This window comes from Ligilactobacillus pabuli, from assembly GCF_022836475.1.
In the GTDB taxonomy this organism is placed as follows: domain Bacteria; phylum Bacillota; class Bacilli; order Lactobacillales; family Lactobacillaceae; genus Ligilactobacillus; species Ligilactobacillus pabuli.
Window position 1 is genome coordinate 26171 of the sequence record NZ_BQXH01000007.1, and the last position, 21332, is coordinate 47502.

A 21332-nucleotide genomic window follows, 5' to 3' on the forward strand; every position below is an offset into this window, starting at 1 on the left:
GCTGTTGTATACTTAGAGTAGCGACACTGTAGAAGGAGGAAAACTTATTATGTCTTTTTCAGTATATTTAGTACGTCATGGTCAAACCTATTTAAACTTGTACAACCGGATGCAGGGGTGGTGTGATTCACCGCTGACTGACAAAGGTAAAAACGACGCACGGTTAGCGGGCAAACGTTTGGCAAACAAGCACTTTGACTACGTCTTCCACAGCGACACAATGCGGACCAAACGAACTTGCGAAGCCATTTTGGCAGCTAATAACGCAACGCCCGCAGATCTTAAGCCCAAAGAACTGCGGAACTTCCGTGAACAAAGCTTTGGCTACTTTGAAGGTGCTGATGGTAACCAAGCTTGGCGTGTGATTGGTGCCAAACACAATTGCCATTCGTTTAAGGAAGTTGTCGATAACTATTCTCTAGTGGAAACGCGTGACTTTATCCATGAAGCAGATCCATTTGGCGATGCAGAAAGTGATGCTGAGTTCTGGAGCAGAGTCAAAATTGGCTTCGACTATCTTAGAGAAAAAATTCCGGATGGCAAAGACGTCTTAGTAGTCAGCCACGCAATGACAATCAGAAGCATTGCCAAGTTGTTTGATGATACACTGCCAAACTTTCCTGACCCAGCGAATGGTTCAGTCACTAAGCTGACCGTCGACGGCCACAATTTTACGGTCGATTACTACAACAAAACAGACGAAGCCTTTGATTACTAAGAAATTGACAAGTAAGGAGTAGAGATTATGTCATTTAATATTTATCTCGTCAGACACGGACAAACAATTCTGAACCGCTACAATCGGATGCAAGGCTGGTGCGACTCGCCACTCACACCACAAGGAATGTTGGATGGTCATATGGCGGGCCAGCACTTAAGTCACATTAACTTCGCCCATGCTTATCACAGTGACACGACTAGAGCGGAAAAAACGTGCCATTTCCTTTTACAAGAAAACGTCTCCTCACCAGAACTACCGGAACCGACCGAACTACCAGCCTTTCGTGAGCAAAGTTACGGCTACTTCGAAGGGAGTGACTCTGACCAAGCTTGGTTAATGGTCGGTGCTGCCCATGGTTGCCGGTCATTTCACGAAATGGTTGCGAAGTATTCAATGGACGACACAAAAGACTTTACGAAACAGGCGGACCCCTTCCACCAGGCCGAAGATGCGGCTGAGTACTGGAAACGAGTTGATAGTGGCTTTGACTATTTGAAGAAAGTTGCTGCCGACAACGACAACATTTTAGTCGTGAGCCACGGGACCACGATTCGCAGCATTGCCAGCCGTTTTGACGACCAACTTGATGCTACAGTCGGGCCAAAAAACGGCTCAATCACGAAACTCGTGGTGGATGGTGATCAGATTCAAGTTGCCTACTTCAACCAGGTCGACGATAACTTCAAATATTAACTTAATCAGATTAAAACAAGGTACTGGTCCGTTGAATGGGCGGTACCTTGTTTTTTTGTGAGGAGATGGGAGGTGGAGAATTTTAGACAGCTATACGTCAATTGTTGACAATACTTTGACTAAGTTTGGGCAGCTATCTTCATTCATGGTCCTACTTTCTCAAAACAGGACCGGCTATCCTCATTCATGGTCCTACTTTCCCAAAACAGGACCGGCTATCTCCTTTCATGGTCCTACTTTCCCAAAACAGGACCGGCTATCTTCATTCATGGTCCTACTTTTTCCAATTGATTCGTCGTTTTAAATGATTGAAATGCTGCTGCTCGCTAGCAAACCAATATTCGAATTTTTCGCCACGATTTTGATAGGAGTATTGCAACGATTTTAAATCCATTGGGACAAAATACTTCGCCAGTCTTTTTCTTAAATATTGCTTGCTATACCCTTCCCCAAAAAACTCCATCAACTGGCTCACCTGCAAATTATGTCGGAAATACAAAACCCCATAGTCACAAATCGTGCGGATATAAGCCGTCTCCTTCGCCTCACGGTAATCACAAGTTTTGCACTGCAGCGCATAATGCTCCTGCTGCCACCAAAAGTTGTTGCACCGCGGGCAGATGATACCCTGCCACAGTTGCCGCGAATCCAGTGCAAAATCTGTTTCTGGTCGATACGGCGCAACGAAATACTTTTGAAGAACTTTTTGCCACGGGATCCGAGTCTGGCGCAGACTAGTTCCTTGCACTGCAGGGCAAAGCTTTTGCAGCCATTCGCAGTACTCCCACAAATATTTGACGATAATTCCCGACTGATCCTCAATTTCGATCACGGCGCTTGGATCCGTGAAGACGATGACTTTAACGATTGCGATGGTCAGATGATGTTCGGCAAAAATTCGCGCCAAAATGTCATGCGCCCGTTCAATTTGACTAAAAATACTGTGCGTCAGCGGTTTGCCATTGTGATACCAAGTGCGGCCACGAAACGAATATTGCCCGTGGTAGTCTTTCATATCAATGAGATAAAGCTTATTGCCAATTTGAATTAATTTGTCAAGTTGGACCCTCTGACCATCAGCTAGTAAATTCAAATCATCTAACATTAGTGTCCGCTCAGGCACAATTTCCCTAGTCAAACGATCAATGGTCAGCTCGCCACTAAATCCCTTTCGGTCTGATTCTAGCTGTTGTTTCTCCTGATATGACAATTCCGTTCTAGTCTGCAAAGTTTCCAAATACTGCAACTCTGGTGATTTCTTACGCATTGTCAGCTTCCTTTCCTGGTTCTCTAATTAATAGATACGCAATTTTTCGGATTTTTGACTTTAAAAACGTAAAAAAAAGCAACTACCTGCAATAGATAGTTGCTTTTAAGCACTCAACTAAACGTTGGGTACTTCAGGTGCTTTCTTTTCATAACTAGCTGCACGTTCCTGATAGAAGGAAACTTCTTCTTCAGAACAACGAACAAAATGACCTGGAGTAATTTCACGTAATTTACGTGGTTGACCTTCCTTATCCTGTTCGATTGATGCATCGTATGGTACACGTTTGCGAGTTCTTTCAAACTCTGGATCTGGTTCCGGCACAGCCGAGATCAAACTCTTCGTGTAGTCATGAAGCGGTTTTAAGTAAACATCATCCGCAGGACCTACTTCTAGCAAACGGCCAAAATGCAAAACACCGATCCGGTCTGAAATATATTTGACCATCGACAAATCATGCGCAATGAACAAGTATGTCAAACCTTTTTGTTCTTGCAATTCCTTCATCAAGTTAACGACCTGCGCCTGGATCGAAACGTCCAGCGCGGAGATTGGTTCGTCAGCAATAATAAAAGATGGTTCCACTGCTAAAGCACGGGCAATCCCAATCCGTTGACGCTGTCCACCTGAAAATTCATGCGGATAACGACTGGCGTGGTCACGGTTCAGACCAACTGTTTCTAGCAAATCTTCGACCTTTTGGCGACGATCAGCCTTGTCTTTTGCCAAATGATGGACATCGATTCCTTCAGCAATGATATCTTCAACAGTCATCCGGGGATTCAATGAAGCCTGCGGATCCTGGAAAATCATTTGCATATTCCGGGTAAATTCAAGCTTATCCTTTTTACTCTTAAAAGAACTGACATCCTTCCCATTAAAGATGATCTGACCATCTGTTGGATTGTACAAGTGAATGATACTCCGTCCGGCGGTTGTTTTTCCTGATCCAGACTCACCAACAAGTCCAAACACTTCTCCTTCATAAATGTCAAAAGAAATGTCATCGACTGCCTTGACCATCCCAGGTTTGCCCACGCCGAAGTATTGCTTTAAATGCTTAACTTCGAGAACTTTTTTTCGATTTTCTGGCATGTGGTTTCTTCCTTCCTTGGTCTAATTAATTGGCATTGGCTTGCATCTTTGCAAAAATTGCCTGGCGCCGGACGATTTCGTCTGGTGGGGTAATTTTTGGTGCGTCTGGATGAAGCAGCCAGGTTGATGCAAAATGTGTATCGGAAACCTTGAAAAATGGTGGCTTCTCTTCTGCATCGATTTTCATTGCATAGGGATTTCTAGCAGCAAATGGATCACCCTTCGGTGGGTCCAATAAATCTGGTGGTGTCCCAGGAATTGCTTCCAAGTCAGTACTGCTCAAAGTAGGCATTGAGTTTAACAAGCCCCATGTATATGGATGTTGTGGATTATAGAAAATTTCATCCACAGAACCATATTCAATAATTTGTCCAGCATACATGACGGCAACCCGGTCAGCCATTCCGGCAACCACACCCAAATCATGAGTGATGAAGATGATTGAAGTTTCAATCTTTTGTTGCAATTCCTTCATCAAATCTAAAATCTGAGCCTGAATCGTCACATCCAAAGCTGTAGTTGGTTCGTCAGCAATCAAGATTTCTGGGTAGCAAACCAGAGCAATCGCAATTACGATCCGTTGGCGTTGTCCACCAGAAAATTGATGAGGATATTCATTGATTCGTTTTTCAGCATGGTCGATTCCAACTAATTTGAGAATTTCCAATGCTTGTGCTAATGCTTTTTTCTTTTCAACATTTTTATGTTTCATTAATGGTTCAGCGATTTGTCGGCCGATTTTCATGGTTGGATCAAGCGAAGTCATCGGATCCTGGAAGATCATCGCGATATCTTTACCACGAATATTCTGCATCTGTTTTTCAGACTTCTTTAAAATATCTTCACCATGGTACATGATCGATCCGCCAACAATTTTAGCGTTGTTGGCCAAAAGTCCCATTAAACTTTTAGTCGTAACTGATTTACCAGAACCAGATTCACCCACGATAGCAAGTGTTTCACCTTTATCCAAATGAAAACTAACATTCCGGATAGCTTTGACTTCACCTGCGTAGGTATGGAAATCGATCTGGAGATTTTTTACATCTAAGATTCTTTCACCCATAAATACGACCTACCTTCTTGTTCTTGGATCAAATGCATCACGTAAACCATCACCGAGTAAGTTAAAGGCGATCATCAAGATAACCAAGATAATTGCTGGATACCACATCTGGTATGGCAAAAATTGGAAGTTCTTTTGACCATCGTTTAACAGCACACCTAATGATGTCTGTGGTGCTGAGATCCCAATACCGATAAAACTCAAGAATGCTTCGAAGAAGATGGCACTAGGAATCGTGTACATTGTCTGAATAATAATGATACTTGAAACGTTTGGTACCAAATGTTTCCAAGCAATTTTACCAGTTGATTGCCCGAGCGTCCTGGAAGCCAAGACATATTCTTCGGTTTTCAATGAGAGAGTCTCCGCTCGAATCATCCGGGCCATCGTGGTCCATTCAGAAATCGCTAAGGCCAAAATGATCGAAGTCATCCCTGGTCTAAAGACGATCAGCATCAAAACCACAATAATCAAGTTAGGGATGGACGAAATGATTTCGATGATCCGTTGCATCACGTTATCAGTTCGCCCTCCCTTCCAACCGGAAACGATCCCGTAGGTGACCCCAATCAGTAAATCAAACAGGGTCGCCACGATCGCAACAGTCAGAGAGATTTTTGTTCCGTAAATGATTCGTTGTGCCAAAGAGTGACCCAAGTAGTCAGTCCCCAACACGAAATGCACGTTATCTTTAATCCCATTTTGTTTGTAAACATCAGTCCATTCGCCACCGACTTTCATTTTACCGTTGAAGCCGTTGATATCAATTCCAGGGATCTTCGCTGGCAAGTTAGCATATTCTGGGTTAGATTTAACCAACTCAGAATGAGTAATGAATGGTGTTGAACCAAATGAAACGATCACCATGATCAAGATAATGAACAATGAGATCACGGCACCCTTATTCTTCTTCAGACGCCGCCAAGCATCCTGCGAGAAGGTTAATGAAGGGGCAGCAATTTTTTCGCTGTCAAGCTCTTGCTCGTTAGTTTGAGCTAATGGCTCGAAGCTATCTGGTTGTAAATTAATTTTTTCTTCTGCCATTGATTAGTCCTCATTTCCATTAAGTCTGATCCGTGGATCGATAATACCGTAGATAATATCCGTGAACAAGATGATCAACACTAAACCAAAACAGAATAGCATTGTGACACCCATGATCGTTGGATAGTCGTTTGTTTGAATTGACTTAACATACTGTTCACCAATACCAGGGATCGAAAAGATATTTTCGATAACCATGGAACCAGTCATCAATGCAACGGTGTATGGTCCAATCAAAGTAACCAATGGAATCAAACTATTCCGTAAAGCATGATGGTAGATAATGCCAAATTTGTTCAAACCTTTTGCGCGTGCCAATTCGATATAATCGGAATTCAAAACATCGACCATCCCGGTCCGAATGAAACGCGCCGTTTCCGCTAGTGGTCCGACCCCTAAAGCAATTGTTGGCAGGATCGTATATTCAAATCCACCCCAATCGGCTATTGGGAACCAGCCGAGTTTTAACGAAATGTAGTACTGCAATAAGACAGCCAACACGAAGTTCGGCACTGACTTACCAATGATCGACACAATTGTCGCTGTGGTATCGACCCAAGTGTTACGATAAACCGCAGCCACTGACCCGACAATAATTCCGAAGAAGACCCCGAAGATCATTGCTTGCACACCCAACTGAGCAGAAGCGCCGATCCGGCTTGAAATCAAGTAAGAAACTGGTTGGTTACTGAACTGGAATGAAGTTCCCATGTCCCCGTGTAACATCCCGCCAATATAAAAAATATATTGTAACCAGACTGGTTTGTCCAACCCATATTGCTGATTCATGATCTTGATCTGCTGTGGCGTCATTTTTTCCTGGTTCGAATATGGCGTCCCCGGCATTAACTTCATTAGAAAGAAGGTAATGGTGGCGACCAAAAATAGCGTCAAAGCCATATATAAAATCCTTTTTAGCAGGTATTTTTTCATAATTCACCCTCACATTCTAGTTTTACTTCTATGTACAACAACCAGACTAGGCGGGATCCTAGTCCGATGGCTGCAGCTATTTTTAAACATCAATTTATTTTAACTTGTAGAACGATGTTTATCAAATAATTACCCTTGAAAGTTCGGCTTTTGCTAAACTTCCAGTGATATGGCAAAGGGAACTGACAACATAGAGCGTGTCAATTCCCTCTGGCTTCACTCGGTTTTTCAATTAAAGAACCGGATTATTCTTTGATATAAGTGTTCTTGAAGTTGTAGTTAACACCAGCTGAGTTGTAGATGATGCCCTTAACTTTACTCTTAACCATCCATGCAGTTGATTGTTGGTAAAGTGGTGAGATACCTTGTTCTGTAGCTAAGATCTTTTCAGCCTTAACTAAATCATCCCAACGTTTGTCAGTGTTACCAGCATCAGTTGTCTTAGAAGCTTGAATCAGCTTGTCATATTCAGCATTCTTCCATTCCCCATCGTTTTGGGAGTTGTTGGATGTGAACAAGTCCAAGAAACTAATTGGATCAGCGAAGTCAGCACCCCAAGCAGAGATAACCATATCAAAGTTACCTTGTTCGGAACGTGTCAAACGAGTCTTAAATGGCACGTTTTGTGCGTGAACTGTCACACTCTTACCAAGAGTTGATTCGATTGAGCTTTGGATAAATTCTGTTGTATCTTTAGCTTTATCTGAATCATCACTCAATAGGTTAATATCTAAGTGAGTTTGGCCAATTTCTTTCATACCTTCAGCCCATAACTTCTTGGCTTCAGCCTTGTTGTATTCAACACCGGACTTAACGTATGCTTCATCAGCAAAGTCTTTACCGTGATTCTTAGCTAAGCCTTTAGAAACTAAGCCTTTAGAAACAGATGAGCCATCGCCCAAGACTTTGTTAACTAATTGTTCACGGTTGATTGCCATTGATAGGGCTTGACGGATCTTCTTGTTTTGGAATTCTTTTTTCGTTTGGTTGTATTGGAAGTAGAAAGTACTTGCATTCTTACGAGTTAAGAATTCTTTATCATTCTTCAACTGTTTAGCTTGTTCTGAACTCAATGAGGCAGCATCAAGCTTGTTAGTCTTGTACAAGTTGTAAGAAGTTGAGTTGGATTTGTTAACCTTGAAGCTGATCGAATCAAGCTTAACGTTCTTCTTGTCCCAGTAATTGTTGTTCTTTTGTGCGACCCAGCTCAAGTTAGAGCCAGTCCACTTCGTTAACTTAAATGGTCCGTTATAAACCATGTCCTTAGAAGTTGTTCCATACTTGTTGCCACTCTTTTCAACCACTTTTTGATTTTGTGGGAAGAATGAAGGGAAGCCCATCAATAACTTGAAGTATGGGAGTTTCTTGTCCAAAGTTACGACCAGTTTGTAGTCGCCATCGGCCTTGACTCCCAAAGCACTAGGTTTCATCTTACCGTTCATAACGGCTTCAGCATTCTTCACACCGTCAAAGAGGTAAGCATACTGTGAACTAGTTGCTGGATCAACAGTTCTTTGCCATGAGTAAACGAAATCCTTCGCAGTTACATCATCACCGTTGGACCATTTTGATTTACGTAAATCGAAAGTATATGTCAAACCATCGTCAGAAACATGAGTCTCTTTCGCCAAACCTGGTTCGATCTTAGCGTCCTTACCTAAACGGTAGAGACCTTCCATTGTGTTATTCAAAGTATCAAAACTAACCACGTCAGTTGCTTTTGACAAATCCATTGAAGGTAGTTCTGATGATTCAGTCCAGTGCAAAACCTGTTTTGATTGAGCATCTGAGGATGATTTAGAACCACAAGCAGCTAAAGTTAAAGCAGAAACAGCCATGACAGCGCCGGCTGTAGCAAATTTTTTAAGCTTCATTCTAGTAACAACTCCTTTTTTCTATGTACGACAGATATCGCAAATATCTCTTAACGTTGTTTAAATTCTATATGAAATTGATATTAAAATCAAGGGTATCCTCTAATTTTTTTAATATTTATTTTACGGTTTTCGCTCAATGCTCGGTTTTCCGCGGTTTTAAAGCGCTTATTTTTCTCATTTTTATCCCTAAAAAAGCGATGTAACCGATTTGCTAAAATTCCTTTTGACCATTTACTCCCCGAAATTCAGCAATTTTACATGAATATCTCTTACAATCCTATCATCATTTCTCGACCTTTATAAGAAAATTAGCTGAAAAACTTATTTTTGCTCATTTTGATGACAGACTTCAGCTAAAATTTCCGCTAAATGTTATAATGTTCCATAAAGATGAAACTGGAGGAAATCATATGGACCGAGCAATACTTGCGGGAATCAACAGCGGGCAAGAAAATTTTGAATATACGATGAGTGAACTAGGTGCCCTAACCGAAGCCTCTGAAATTGAACCAGAACTCTCGATCATTCAAAAACTTGATAAACCCGTTGCAGCTAGCTACTTTGGCAAAGGAAAACTAGTTGAACTCAAAGAAGCCGCCTTAGCAAAAGATGCTGAAATGCTGATCGTCAACGATGAACTGACTCCAACCCAACTAAGAAATATCGAAGATCAAACTGGACTGATCGTCATTGACCGGACAGCCCTGATCTTACAAATTTTTGCACGCCGGGCTCGGAGTCGGGTCGCCAAGCTGCAAGTTGAAATTGCAGCTTTACAATACCGTTTGCCCCGTTTACGGACTTCTAGTCTAAATCGTTTTGACCAGCAGACCGCTGGTGGCGGCGGAGGAGGATTTACCAGTCGCGGTTCTGGTGAAACTCAAATGGAATTAAATCGCCGGACGATTCAAAATCAAATCAACCATTTGCGCCATCAATTAAAAGAAGTTGAACAAGAAGAACTGACCAAACGCCATGCACGTGACCGTTCTGGCTTGAAGACTGTTGCTTTAGTTGGTTATACCAATGCCGGCAAATCAACTACAATGAACGGTTTACTGCGTTTGACCGGACAAAATGAAGACAAGCAGGTCTTTGAAAAAAACATGCTGTTTGCTACGCTAGATACCTCAGTGCGTAAGATTCAATTTGCAGACAACAAAGAGGTCCTGCTCAGTGATACAGTTGGTTTTGTTTCGCAGCTGCCCCACCAATTAGTTGAGGCTTTCAAAACCACCTTGGCAGAAGCAGCTCAGGCTGACCTCTTAGTCCAAGTCGTCGATGTCTCTGACCCGCATGCCAAAGAAATGGTCGCAACGACTGAAAAAACACTGCACGAAATTGGTGTTAAGGGGATCCCGATGATTTATGCCTTTAATAAGGCTGACCTTGAACCAGGATTGCGTTATCCGGAAATTGCGGGCGATCAGTTGACTTTTAGCGCTCGTGACGATGCTTCACTAGAGATGTTGATCAAATTGATCAAGGACACCTTATTTGCGGACTTTCAAACACAAACCTATCTGATACCATTCAGCCAAGGCAAGTACTTGGAACAGTTAAACAGTAAGGCAACAGTTCTAAAAACGGACTATACAGCAGAAGGCACACTGATCACAGCTGAAGTCTCACCACAGTTGGCTGGAATTTTAAGCAGATTCGTTCAGGACTAAAACAGAGCGGAGTGAAACGGGAGAATGCGAGCACCATCGGAACCTAGGCACTAATGCGGTTTCGGCATTGATGCTTGGGTTTGGAAGGGCGGAACTTTCTGTTTCACGGAGCTCGACTACTAAGACAGAGCGGACTTCTCTTAGAAAAAACTAAAAATCTATTTTCAAATAAGCTCGCTGGCACAGAAATTAGTTTTCTCTGCGCCAGCGAGCTTATTTTGATGATAGGTTCGTGCATAGCTAGTCGAACTATGCACATTTCCGTGAGTTTTCGTGCATACTTTGACCGACTATGCCAGTTTCTGCGAATTTCCGTGCATACTTCGTCCGACTATGCTTGTTTCCACAAATTTTCGTGCATACTTTAGCTAACTATGCCAGTTTCCTTCGCCACTAAATCATTTCAAAATAAAAAAGAGCTACAAAAATTGAGTAGCTTCTAGGCCAAATCAATTTCTGTAGCTTATTCCAATTTTCCTACCGTACGCGCCGATCCATCACATATGCTGATAAATGTCGATCACAGCCTTCTTGGAAACCTAAATAGTGGAAAAACTTACGGGCATCGTTATTAGGTTTTGCCGCAATAATAATTTGACCCACAGCCGCAAAATAATTCAGTAAATGTAGCATCAGCGTTTTGCCGATTCGTTTTCCCTGAAACTCGGGACAAACTAGCAGGTCTTGTACGTAAACGACTGTCGAGAAATCACTCAAAGCCCGGACTAACCCAACCAATTTTTTGTCCTCGTAAGCTGCGATCACAAATGATTTGCGCAGTCCTTTTTTCAAATTATCGATATTCTCCACGTCTTTTTGCCAATCAACTGAGCTGTAAAGCTTGATCAGTTCATTTTTCGTTAACCTGGGATTTACGATTAGATCCATAGATTTCGTCCCCCTAACATATGTATTCCGCTAAACATTAAAACTATATGATAAATTTATGCTTTTTATTATAGAAAAAAGACGCTGCATTTTCAAGTAAAAAATTCTGTATCTTTGATTTTTCGGCATTTATTTGATTTTTTATATTTATCACGTCTTTTTTTAAATGAGACATTCTTGGTAAACTAACGAAAATCGCTCATAAAGAAGCACTTTCAGCCCAGTATTCTTAATAAGCAAAAAGCCAGCTCTCACAAACCTCTTTGTTTGCAAAAACTGGCTGATTTAGTTGAAATAATGTATCTTGTAGATTTAGTCGAGGTCCTCCCGACTAGCTTCGATCTGTGTTCTTAGTCGAGCTCCTCAAAGCAACTCCTTCCGCTCATCCAAACTCAGGGTCAATGCCTAAAACGCATTAACTCCTGCGTTCCGATGATGCTCGGGAGCTGACCGCTTTGTTTCGCTCTGTGTTCTTAGTCGAGCTTCGTGAGGCAAGAGATTCCGCTTAACCTATTTTCTGCCATGATGCCTAAACCGCATCATATCCGAAAACCTGTTAATGCTCGTCTTCTAAACGAGTTTTTCCGCTCTGTGATTGTTAGTCGAGCTCCGTGAAACAGAAAATTCCGCCCATCCAAACCCAAGCACCAATGCCTAAACCGCATTAGTGCTCAGGTTCCGATGGTGCTCGCTTTCTCCCGTTTCACTTCGCTCTGTGTTTGTTATCCGAACTTCTTTTCCATTCTCTTCGCTACTAGCGACAAGGCAAAACAAACAATGAAATACATGACCGCAATCATAAAATACATCGGTAACATATAACGTGTGTCCTGTCCGTAAATGATTTGTGCCCGGTATAATAATTCTGGCAACACAATAATTGTTGCCAAAGAAGTATCTTTGATCAACGAAATAAACTGAGAAACCAACGGCGGAATCATTTTTAACAATGCCTGTGGCAAAATAATATACCACATTGCTTGCCAGTAAGTCATGCCGTTTGCACGCGCCCCTTCCATTTGGCCAGGGTCAACCGCAATGATCCCACTGCGGACAATTTCTGCTAACATCGCTGACTCAAACACAACTAATGCTGCGATCGAAGCCGACAGCGGTGACATCCTTAAGCCTGTTTTCGGCAAAGCGAAGTAGGTGAAAAAGATGATCAACAGCAATGGCAGGTTTCGAATAATATCGATGATAAAACCGACAATTGCAGAAAAGTATTTAATTCCCACATACCGAATCACTCCGAGTAACAAACCAATCACAAAACTCAACACGATAGAAATCAGCGAAACTTCCAGTGTCACTCCAAGTCCTTCTAGTAAGAACTTCAAGTTGATCCAAGTATATGCTTGACTTAAAATCGACATCTATTTCACCTCCTAAACTAATTTCTTTTCGAGATGCCGCATGTAATAACTTAACGGCAAGGTCAATACCAGGTAAAAGACACCAACAACCAAGTAGGTATTAAAGGTATCGAATGTGGCGGATGCCAAAGCATCACCTTGGTACATCAAATCAAAACCAGCCACAAAGGCTAGGACTGATGAGTTCTTGATCAAGTTAATAAACTGGTTTCCCAACGGTGGAATTACCAAGCGGAAAGCCTGGGGCAAGATAATATAGCGCATTGCTTGCCAGTAGGTCATCCCGTTTGACCGCGCACCTTCCATTTGACCAATATCAACTGCTTGGATTCCCGCCCGGACAGTTTCAGCAATGAAAGATGAAGTATACAAAGTCAACCCCACTGTTCCGGCGGCAAAGCCAGTCATTGGTGCCACATACTGTGGAATCACGACATAAAAGAACATCGTAATTACCAGCAACGGAATATTCCGGAAAATTTCGATATAAGTGTGGGCGATCACACGAGCGACTTTGCTAGGAACAGTTTCCATGATGGCAAAGGCAGACCCGATCACCAAAGAAAAAACTAAGGCGATCACACTCGACAACAAAGTGTTGCCAAAACCGGTCAATAAAGTCGACCAGTTATTTGTTAAGACACTGATCATGGCTGTTCCACCTCCTTCACATCAAAGCCAGGAATCCCACCAAACCACTTTTCAACTAAGCGGCTGTAAGTCCCATTGGCTTGTAGCTGGTCTAAGGCCTTGTCAATGTGGGCGCGCATTTCGGTTTGACCCTTATCGACCGCTAAACCGTATGGTTCATTGGTAAAGGTGCCGCCAACCACTTCATAATCTGGGTTTTCTTTTGCGATCCCGTATAAGATCCCGTTATCAGTGGTCATCGCCACCCCCTGACCAGACTTCAATGCGGTAAAGGACTGGGCATAGTCATCTAATTCCAAGACTTTGGCTTTAGGCGCAAATTTATGGATATTATCGACTGCGGTGGTCCCTTTCACGGCCATCACTTTCGTTCCAGCCTTGTTTAAATCACGAACAGCTTTGATTGGACTGCCCTTTTTAACTAACAACGACTGCCCCGCGCCAAAGTATGGTTGAGTGTAGTCAATAATTTTCTTTCGTTTATCAGTGATCGTCATTGCTGCTGCAACTGCATCAATGTTGCCGTTCTTTAGCAATGGGACCTTTGTTTTAGCGGTCGTTTGGATAAATTCTGCTTGGGCATCCTTGCCGTACATTTGCTTGGTGATCGCCTTCGCCAAGTCAACATCAAAGCCTTCAATGTCACCGTTTTTGACGTTCATTAAGCCAAACAAACGAGTATCTGCTTTCACACCCCAGACAATTTTCTTAGCACTCTTAGTGCGTTGATAAACATTATCTGTTTGCTTTTGACCACAGGCCGCAAGCACAGTCAGCAAGAAAAGTGGAACGACTGCAATCAGAACTTTTTTGAACCATTTCGACATGCTTGCTCCCCCCTATTTGTGGACAATAATTTTGCTCAAGAATTGACGAGCCCGTTCTTCTTTTGGATGGTGGTAAAATTCTTCTGCTGGATCATCTTCCACGATCGTGCCATCATCCACAAAAATTACGCGGTCAGCAACTTCACGGGCAAAGCCCATTTCATGCGTGACAACGACCATCGTCATCTCAGTCGTTTCCACGATTTTTTTGATAACGTTCAACACATCATCAATCATTTCAGGATCAAGGGCACTAGTTGGTTCGTCAAACAACATCACCTTCGGCCGCATTGCCAGTGAGCGCGCAATCGCGACCCGTTGCTTTTGTCCACCTGATAATTGCCGTGGTTTAGAATCAACTTTTTCAGTCAAACCAACCAATTCCAAATACTTCATGGCAATCTTTTTATTTTCTTCTTCGTCACGTTTCAACACCAGGCGTGGTGCTAACATCACGTTTTCTAGGACAGTCTTATTTTCGTACAAATTAAAATGCTGGAAAACCATCCCAACATCGCGTCGTAAAGTGTTCAAATCTGCTTTTTTATCAGAAAGGTCCATGCCATTCACAATCAATTGTCCATCAGAAAACGATTCAAGACCATTAATTGTCCGGATCAAAGTACTTTTCCCAGATCCAGATGGGCCGATTACAACAACGACCTCTCCTTGGTTAACCTTCAAATCGATATTCTTTAAAGCATGAAAGTCGCCATAGTATTTATTCACTTTCTTAAATTCGATCATTGCCATATATATCGCCTGCTTTCGTTTCAATTTTACAATTTGCTTTTAGTATCACTATTAATTTTATAGAAAAAAACGCAGAAAAGCAAGAAAATGTTCAGGTAGCTTAATAAATTAGTTTTGATGTTACCGGTGACGAACCTTATCAATCAAGGGTTTTTTCTAGAATTTCGTTTTTTCAATCACAGACATTTAGCCTCAAAGCAGCGCTAACTTTTGGGTTTTCATCAGTGTTAGGTAAGCTCACATCTTTTATTGTGAATGTTTTATCAAACAAAAAAGACCATTAATTTTTAAGACTAATGGTCTCCTGCTTGAATTGTTGCCAAATTTGGCTTGATTTTTTTAGTTAATTCCCTAATGACGGCGATGGAGATGTTCAGTCTGCGTTTCCGTCTCCTGAGTTTGTTTAGCTATCTTTTTCGTTTGCTTGGTTGAGCCTGTTTTTTCTCGGTCAGCCGCTAACTCTGCTGGAGTTGGCTGATGTAAGCCGGGGACGGGTTCGCCCTTCTTTTTATAAGCGATCCGCACGTCAATTTGATAAGGTCGGTCTAATTCAACTAAGCTCTGGCGGGCTGCTTTTTTACAAGGCCCAGCCGTTAAGACGGTCGTTGCCAAAAAGACGTCAAAGTTCTTGACTGCTTCTTTGGCTGGTAAAAGTCCAATCGTTTTGATTGTGGCTAGTTCCAAGGCACGCATCTGGTTTAAACCGCCATAGACTGCCAGTTTGTCACCTTTCTGACGCATTTCAAAATATGGTAAAGCGACTGGTTCGACGAGCTTTGGTGCTTCCGTTTGACTGCCGTTTTGCAGCTGTTTAAACAATTGTTTGTCAGATAAGCCGCCGTAGTTAGCGTGGAAATAATCGATTTTTTCTAAAGCCTTAGCGACCGCCTGAATACTGCCGCTTTGAACGGCAGAAATTTCTAAGGTTGCTGGCAAAAACTCTTCGTCTGAAAAGATTCCGTTTGTTTGAACAAAGCCAGGGCCGGCGTTCACTTGGTCTTGGGTATCACTTAACGGATCTTTAACTTGAATGTGCAATGCTTCGGCAATTTTAGCCGACAAATCATATTTGGCAGTTTTGTTAGTGAAGTAGTAGAAAATATTCAAATAACAAAAGTAGGCGATTCCTAGAAATGCCAGAATAAATAGCGCCCCACGCAAGGGAAAACCATTCCGGAAGAACCGGTATGAAACATAAAGTAGGTAAAAATTACCAACTGTTGCCAAAATTGTGTAAATCCGATTTTTGATCGTCGCACTCAGGCTCACATACCCCAGAGAAGCGGCAATCGTCTGAAATAACGTAAACATTAACTACCGCCCTCCTTATTCGTCAGTACTTTGTGATGCGCGTCCTTGTTGCGGCGCAGGTGTTTGTGTCTCGTTTTGCTCATTATTCTCATTAGTTGAGTCTTGCTGGGCGTCCTCAGTTTGCTCAGCCGAACTTTGTTGTTCTTGGTCATTTTCGTCCGGTTGTTCACTGGTCTGATCAGCACTGCTGGTTTCAGCGGATGAACTTTGCGCACTATCCACCGCAGATGACTCCTGTTTCTCACTACTTTGATCGTCTGAACTTTCAGATTGACTAGCAGAACTAGACGAACTAGTCTCTGACTGTGTCACACTTGAACTGCTGGAAACCGAAGACGAACTGGAAACCACAGCCGTTCTTGGTTTCCCTTCAGCAGAATGCGTGGCAGTATTGACGACCACGTTGGTGGCACCTAAGGCCAAAACTGCTGAGAAAATGGCGAACGGTGTGATCAAAGGTGCCGTTCGATTAGCCATTAAATTTCTCCTCCTTTTATTTCAAACGCCAACTAATTTGTTATCGTTAGTCGTTGATGACAAGCTTGCTCCCGTTACTTTCAACGGGGTCTTTCCTATTATAGGACAAAATTTACGGAGTACCACACGGAATTACGAATACTTAAGTAAATTTAAATCCTATTCAATTCCAGCGGCGCGACATTTGGCACAGATCCCATAAATTTCAAAACGGTGCCCCTCAATTTTACAGCCAGGCAGTTGTTCTTGGAAATAATCCAGCGGACATTCAGCGAGCTCAAGCACTGAACCACAATTCCGGCAAATAAAATGATGATGGTGCATCTTACTAAAATCACACTGGTATTTCACGACTGTCCCGCCAGCTTGGCTTTTAGTTTCAATAATACCAATTTGTTCAAATTCCTTTAAATTCCGGTAAACGGTATTGTAGCTCATTGTGGGATAAATTTCACGCATGTGCTTATCGACTTGCGTCACTTCTGTGTATTCATGTTGGTGCTCAGACAGAAATTCTAACAAACTGCGACGCTGTTTCGTCAATTTATACTGATTATTTTTCAAAATTCGCACTGCATCAGCAATCACATTCATTCACGTCCTTTAAAAAGTAATTATTACTACTTAACATCCTAGCACGAAACAGAACCAAATCACAGAGCGAAGGTAGATCCACGATTTCTGTTGGTCCATTTTTGCTGAAAAAATAAGCCTACCCAATTCAATGAATAGACTTAAAGCTTTAATTTAACGTGAAAGTAAACTTTTTCTTAAAGATATTTTTTATCTTTTCTGGAATTAACCATGGCTTCTGCTAAATCAAGTTTAATATCTTCAACATGTGATATCCTTGCAAATTCTGGATCTTTCATGGACTCTTTCATAATATCATCAATTTTAACGTTATTATTCTTCATAACTTTCCGTCCATCATTTTATTCGCCCACAGATTCCTCGGTCGTCTCTGGCTGCCAGCCCACCTGAGTGAGCCAGGCCGCTAAGAAATGTTTCGTTTGTTCCCAGTCATCATTTACCATGCTATGTGCCTGTTGTTCTAAAGCTTGTGGCAATTTTAAATCACGTTGCGCTTCTTGACTCGCTAACCGCTTTTTGATCAAAGCCGCACTATCCCCACGGCTTTCCAACCGTTGCAGTTGTTTTTGCTGGTCAGCCGTTTTTAAGTATAAGACTAACGTTTCCGCCGGCATTTGCTCCAAATATGAACAGGCTCCTTGCGAATCCAACACGATCACAGCCCAATCATTTTGTTCCCAGGCGCGGTGCAAGCCCTCAACGGATGAACCATATTTTTTATCATCATAATCCACGAATTCTAAATAGTGGTTTTGCGCAAATGATTCTTCACTTTCAAAGTAATAATCCCGACCGTCTTCTTCCCCCAAACGTTTGGGGCGGGTCGTATGCGTCAAAATTTTGGCCATTTTGTACTGATCTGTTAAGTAGTTGCGGACAGTTGTCTTGCCTGTTCCCGGTGCTCCACTGATCACTACCACATGCTTCATCCCATCTTCCTCCTCATGCTTTTAGTCGTGTTCCTTCAATCTGTTATTTTTATCAATTCTACCATTGTCGCTCCAAACTGCCTACCATTATCCCCCAAAAAGCAGGACTTTCCGGTCAAATTTGCCAGCGGACGGTTCTTATTCAGCCAGTTCGCCACCAAAGTTTCCAAAAATCTCTAATTTTTCTTTAATATTGCAAAAGTTTATGTTATAACCTTAGATATAGTAAATTTCAAATTTTCAGCGGCGAACTAATGTTATTCTAATTTTGTTGCGTCCAGACGAAAAATTTGATGGGAGGCAGAGTTTTATGAGTTTAAGAGAACGCGTGACCCGCAAAGAGGATCTCGCTCGCTACTTGGATCAAGACCAGAAATTTGACAAAACTCTCGGTTCTTCCGACCTGATCGCCATGGGCGTTGGGGCGGTTATCGGAACCGGGATTTTCATCTTACCTGGGACAGTAGCAGCGGTACATAGTGGGCCCGCCATCGTTTTATCATTTGTCATTGCAGCCTTGGTCTGTTCGACCGCTGCGATGTGTTACGCCGAATTTTCATCGGCATTGCCAATTGCCGGGAGTGCCTATTCTTTTGGAAATGTCATTTTCGGTGAAGGTGTTGGCTGGTTTTTAGGCTGGTCCTTAATTTTGGAATACATGCTGGCCGTGGCAGCTGTTTCCACCGGTTTTGCTTCATATTTTAATTCGTTTATTGCGGGCTTTGGGCTCCAGATCCCCCATTTTTTGAATGGTCCATTTGACCCCAGTCACGGCACCTACTTTAACATCGTTGCCTTTTTGATCGTCTGGGTGATTTATCTCCTATTATCACGCGGTGTGTCAACTTCGATGAAAATTAATAACCTGATGGTCGTCATTAAAATTGCCATTATTATTTTATTCTTACTGGTTGGTATCTTCTATATTAAACCAACTAACTGGACACCATTTGCCCCATTTGGCACGAAAGGTGTCTTCACCGGTGCTTCACTGGTCTTCTTTGCCTACTTAGGTTTTGACTCTGTTTCGGCTGCCGCCGCGGAAGTGAAACAACCAGAAAAGAACATGCCTCGTGGGATCATCGGAACTTTAGTAGTTTGTACCCTCTTGTACATCTTGGTTTCAGTCGTTCTAACTGGGATGGTTAAATATACTAAATTGAATGTCGGTAATCCTGTCGCTTTTGCCCTGCAGTTAGCTCACCAAAATTGGTTCGCAGGTGTCATCTCGATTGGCGCGATGCTTGGCATGTTCACGATGATGGTTTCGATGATTTACAGTTCCTCACGTTTGATCTACTCAATTGGTCGTGACGGACTATTCCCCGCCTTTTTGGGTAAAATCAACGAAAAAACTCACATGCCCAGTCACAGTATGCTAGGGGTCACGATCATCATTAGTTTGACCGGAAGTATGTTATCGCTAGACCAGCTGACTAACTTGGTTAACATCGGAACATTGATGGCCTTTACTTTTGTTTCGGCCGGGATCATCCCCTTGCGTAGACGAAAAGACATCCCGAATGAGGGTGGCTTCAAGGTACCTTTCTACCCGGTCTTGCCAATCATTTCCGTCCTGCTGTGCATCTTCATGTTGACGCAGCTCTCGGGCGAAACTTGGTTAATGTTCCTAGTTTGGCTAGCCATTGGAATCGTAATTTACTTCAGTTACGGTATCAAACACAGCCAGTTAAATCATCAAAAATAATCGTTATCAAAAAGATGCCAGCGCAAAACGTCGCTGACATCTTTTTTGTCTAAATTAAGTTGGTGGTGTGATTGCTGACACTAGTTTACCAAACTTGGGGTGGCTTTCGTGATTGCTAACCCTGTTTCGGCATACTTGGGGCGGCTTTCCCGATTGCTAACCCTGTTTCGTCAAACTTGGAGCGGCTTTCGTGATTGCTAACCTTGTTTTGGCATAACAGCGACCGCATTTCTTCTTGCGAACGTTGTTTCCGCATAACAGCGACCGCATTCTCATTTGCGAACTCTGTTTCGGCATAACAACGACCGCATTCCGACACAGTCAGCGCTAACTCACACCCCTACACCGTGAGTTCCAATTGATTTCCTTCTGGATCACAAACGACGCTTTCGTAATAACCATCGCCCGTTGTCCGCGGGCCGCTCAGATGCTCATAACCAGCAGCTGCTAATTTGGTAGTCAGTTCGTCGACCGCTTGCTTTGAACCTAGCGCAAAAGCGAGGTGCATGTAGCCGACTGGATAACCTGCCGGCCGCTCCAGATTCAAGTCTTCCCTGGTCCCAACTTCTAAGCGCGCGCCATCCGGAAAACTTAAGAAATAAGAAGAAAAAGTGGTCTGCTCATTATGATACTTGGCGGAGCGCTGAGCCCCAAAAAATTGCTCGTAAAACTCAACAGTTGCTTCCAAATCAGTCACAAACAAGCCGACATGTTCAATTTTCATCTGTGGCTCCTCCCACTATTTCTTCTTCCGTAATGTCATTTTTGGCTGGTGGTCATTTGAACCAAACAATCCAGTAAGAATGTCTAACATCTTTTTGTCATTGCTGTCTAGCACATCCATCGCGTCAAGTTCCTTTAAACTAGCGTACTGCTCTTTCATCATCGTAACTTCTTCTGGAGGAGCCTGTTGCAACATTTTTTGTCCCGCCTCACCTTTCAAAGCTGCCACTGTTTCGTCAGGAATTTCATCCACAAAGTCTGGAACATCATAGTCATCATCATCGAGCATCATGGTCCCGTCAATGACTCCTTTGACCAGGGCTGAACTGTTGTTAAGATAATGTAGTTCTTTGTCCAAGAAAATCATGTAATTTACAAAAACGGGACCAACTATCCCGGCACCATCGGCTCCCATTTGAAAACTACTTCTAAAGTCAAAGCCAATAATTTCACTCGTCACCTGTCTGGTCCAACGCTTCGGTGTCCGACCATGAACGCCATAAGCGATGCCCGTAAAGCCTTGAATCAGTTCTAAGATATTTTCTTCTTCGATAAAGTCACACAATGGTTTGCCATATGTAGACTTGGCAAACTGGCTGACATTTTGTTTGGCCTCTTCTTGCAAACGATTATAAACTTGGTCATTAACTTCTTTCACTACCGTTCATCCTTTCGTACTGCTCTTAGTCTAAGGATACCAAATTTTAGCTTGCATGCGAACCCTTA

General features: G+C 42.6%; 23 protein-coding genes. 4 read left to right on the top strand and 19 right to left on the bottom strand.

Translation table 11 applies throughout. The annotated features are described in order from the left end of the window. Positions 1–49 precede the first annotated feature (49 nt). Both LPAF129_RS04695 and LPAF129_RS04700 read left to right on the top strand, forming a co-directional pair. Positions 50–718 (top strand): histidine phosphatase family protein, encoded by a 669-nt coding sequence (locus LPAF129_RS04695; RefSeq protein WP_244055007.1) that lies wholly within the window; start codon positions 50–52, stop codon positions 716–718. Positions 719–745: 27 nt separating this feature from the next. After that, a complete protein-coding gene (locus tag LPAF129_RS04700) occupies positions 746–1414 on the top strand; it encodes a histidine phosphatase family protein (RefSeq protein ID WP_244055008.1) in 669 nt (222 codons plus the stop codon). Positions 1415–1688: 274 nt separating this feature from the next. On the opposite strand, the gene LPAF129_RS04705 is transcribed toward LPAF129_RS04700, so the two are convergent. From LPAF129_RS04705 to LPAF129_RS04730, 6 genes are all read right to left on the bottom strand, one after another. Then, a complete protein-coding gene (locus tag LPAF129_RS04705; protein ID WP_244055009.1) occupies positions 1689–2681 on the bottom strand; it encodes a nuclease-related domain-containing protein in 993 nt (330 codons plus the stop codon). Between the two features lie 117 nt (positions 2682–2798). Then, on the bottom strand, positions 2799–3776 hold the full coding sequence (locus tag LPAF129_RS04710; protein ID WP_244055010.1) for an ABC transporter ATP-binding protein: 978 nt from the start codon (positions 3774–3776) through the stop codon (positions 2799–2801). A gap of 25 nt (positions 3777–3801) precedes the next feature. Continuing rightward, entirely contained in the window at positions 3802–4842 is a 1041-nt protein-coding gene (locus LPAF129_RS04715) for an ABC transporter ATP-binding protein (protein ID WP_244055011.1), read from the bottom strand. Positions 4843–4851: 9 nt separating this feature from the next. Continuing rightward, the gene (locus LPAF129_RS04720) at positions 4852–5886 is read right to left on the bottom strand and encodes an ABC transporter permease (protein ID WP_244055012.1); all 1035 of its coding nucleotides are present in this window, start codon (positions 5884–5886) and stop codon (positions 4852–4854) included. A 3-nt stretch (positions 5887–5889) separates the two neighbouring features. After that, complete coding sequence (gene opp3b, locus LPAF129_RS04725; protein WP_244055013.1) at positions 5890–6819, bottom strand: oligopeptide ABC transporter permease; 930 nt, start codon at positions 6817–6819, stop codon at positions 5890–5892. Positions 6820–7064: 245 nt separating this feature from the next. After that, positions 7065–8693 (bottom strand): peptide ABC transporter substrate-binding protein, encoded by a 1629-nt coding sequence (locus LPAF129_RS04730; RefSeq protein ID WP_244055014.1) that lies wholly within the window; start codon positions 8691–8693, stop codon positions 7065–7067. Between the two features lie 413 nt (positions 8694–9106). Here LPAF129_RS04730 and hflX point away from each other — a divergent pair, with 413 nt between their 5' ends. After that, positions 9107–10369 (top strand): GTPase HflX, encoded by a 1263-nt coding sequence (gene hflX / locus LPAF129_RS04735; RefSeq protein WP_244055015.1) that lies wholly within the window; start codon positions 9107–9109, stop codon positions 10367–10369. 477 nt (positions 10370–10846) lie between these two features. Here the strand turns inward: hflX and LPAF129_RS04740 are convergent, their stop codons facing one another. From LPAF129_RS04740 to LPAF129_RS04785, 10 genes are all read right to left on the bottom strand, one after another. Then, entirely contained in the window at positions 10847–11257 is a 411-nt protein-coding gene (locus LPAF129_RS04740; RefSeq protein ID WP_244055016.1) for a GNAT family N-acetyltransferase, read from the bottom strand. A 722-nt stretch (positions 11258–11979) separates the two neighbouring features. Next, entirely contained in the window at positions 11980–12633 is a 654-nt protein-coding gene (locus LPAF129_RS04745; RefSeq protein ID WP_244055017.1) for an amino acid ABC transporter permease, read from the bottom strand. A 12-nt stretch (positions 12634–12645) separates the two neighbouring features. Beyond that, entirely contained in the window at positions 12646–13284 is a 639-nt protein-coding gene (locus tag LPAF129_RS04750) for an amino acid ABC transporter permease (RefSeq protein ID WP_244055018.1), read from the bottom strand. Continuing rightward, positions 13281–14111 (bottom strand): transporter substrate-binding domain-containing protein, encoded by an 831-nt coding sequence (locus LPAF129_RS04755; protein ID WP_244055019.1) that lies wholly within the window; start codon positions 14109–14111, stop codon positions 13281–13283. Before LPAF129_RS04755 ends, LPAF129_RS04750 begins: the two co-directional genes overlap by 4 nt. Positions 14112–14123: 12 nt before the next feature. Then, entirely contained in the window at positions 14124–14864 is a 741-nt protein-coding gene (locus tag LPAF129_RS04760) for an amino acid ABC transporter ATP-binding protein (protein WP_309296499.1), read from the bottom strand. A 351-nt stretch (positions 14865–15215) separates the two neighbouring features. Then, complete coding sequence (locus tag LPAF129_RS04765) at positions 15216–16175, bottom strand: DUF6681 family protein (RefSeq protein WP_244055020.1); 960 nt, start codon at positions 16173–16175, stop codon at positions 15216–15218. A 15-nt stretch (positions 16176–16190) separates the two neighbouring features. Continuing rightward, a complete protein-coding gene (locus LPAF129_RS04770; protein WP_244055021.1) occupies positions 16191–16652 on the bottom strand; it encodes a hypothetical protein in 462 nt (153 codons plus the stop codon). A gap of 159 nt (positions 16653–16811) precedes the next feature. Next, positions 16812–17240 (bottom strand): Fur family transcriptional regulator, encoded by a 429-nt coding sequence (locus tag LPAF129_RS04775; RefSeq protein ID WP_244055022.1) that lies wholly within the window; start codon positions 17238–17240, stop codon positions 16812–16814. Positions 17241–17422: 182 nt separating this feature from the next. Then, positions 17423–17569, bottom strand: a complete 147-nt coding sequence (locus LPAF129_RS04780; RefSeq protein ID WP_244055023.1) for a hypothetical protein — start codon at positions 17567–17569, stop codon at positions 17423–17425. A gap of 18 nt (positions 17570–17587) precedes the next feature. Continuing rightward, the gene (locus LPAF129_RS04785) at positions 17588–18175 is read right to left on the bottom strand and encodes a guanylate kinase (RefSeq protein ID WP_244055024.1); all 588 of its coding nucleotides are present in this window, start codon (positions 18173–18175) and stop codon (positions 17588–17590) included. Positions 18176–18485: 310 nt separating this feature from the next. On the opposite strand from LPAF129_RS04785, the gene LPAF129_RS04790 reads away from it, so the two are divergent. Continuing rightward, a complete protein-coding gene (locus LPAF129_RS04790) occupies positions 18486–19883 on the top strand; it encodes an APC family permease (RefSeq protein ID WP_244055025.1) in 1398 nt (465 codons plus the stop codon). Positions 19884–19998: 115 nt separating this feature from the next. Here the strand turns inward: LPAF129_RS04790 and LPAF129_RS04795 are convergent, their stop codons facing one another. From LPAF129_RS04795 to LPAF129_RS04805, 3 genes are all read right to left on the bottom strand, one after another. After that, positions 19999–20139, bottom strand: coding sequence for a hypothetical protein (locus tag LPAF129_RS04795; protein ID WP_244055026.1), 141 nt, complete (start codon positions 20137–20139; stop codon positions 19999–20001). A gap of 84 nt (positions 20140–20223) precedes the next feature. Then, the gene (locus LPAF129_RS04800) at positions 20224–20607 is read right to left on the bottom strand and encodes a VOC family protein (RefSeq protein WP_244055027.1); all 384 of its coding nucleotides are present in this window, start codon (positions 20605–20607) and stop codon (positions 20224–20226) included. A gap of 15 nt (positions 20608–20622) precedes the next feature. Then, positions 20623–21264, bottom strand: a complete 642-nt coding sequence (locus LPAF129_RS04805) for a hypothetical protein (RefSeq protein ID WP_244055028.1) — start codon at positions 21262–21264, stop codon at positions 20623–20625. Positions 21265–21332: the final 68 nt, after the last annotated feature.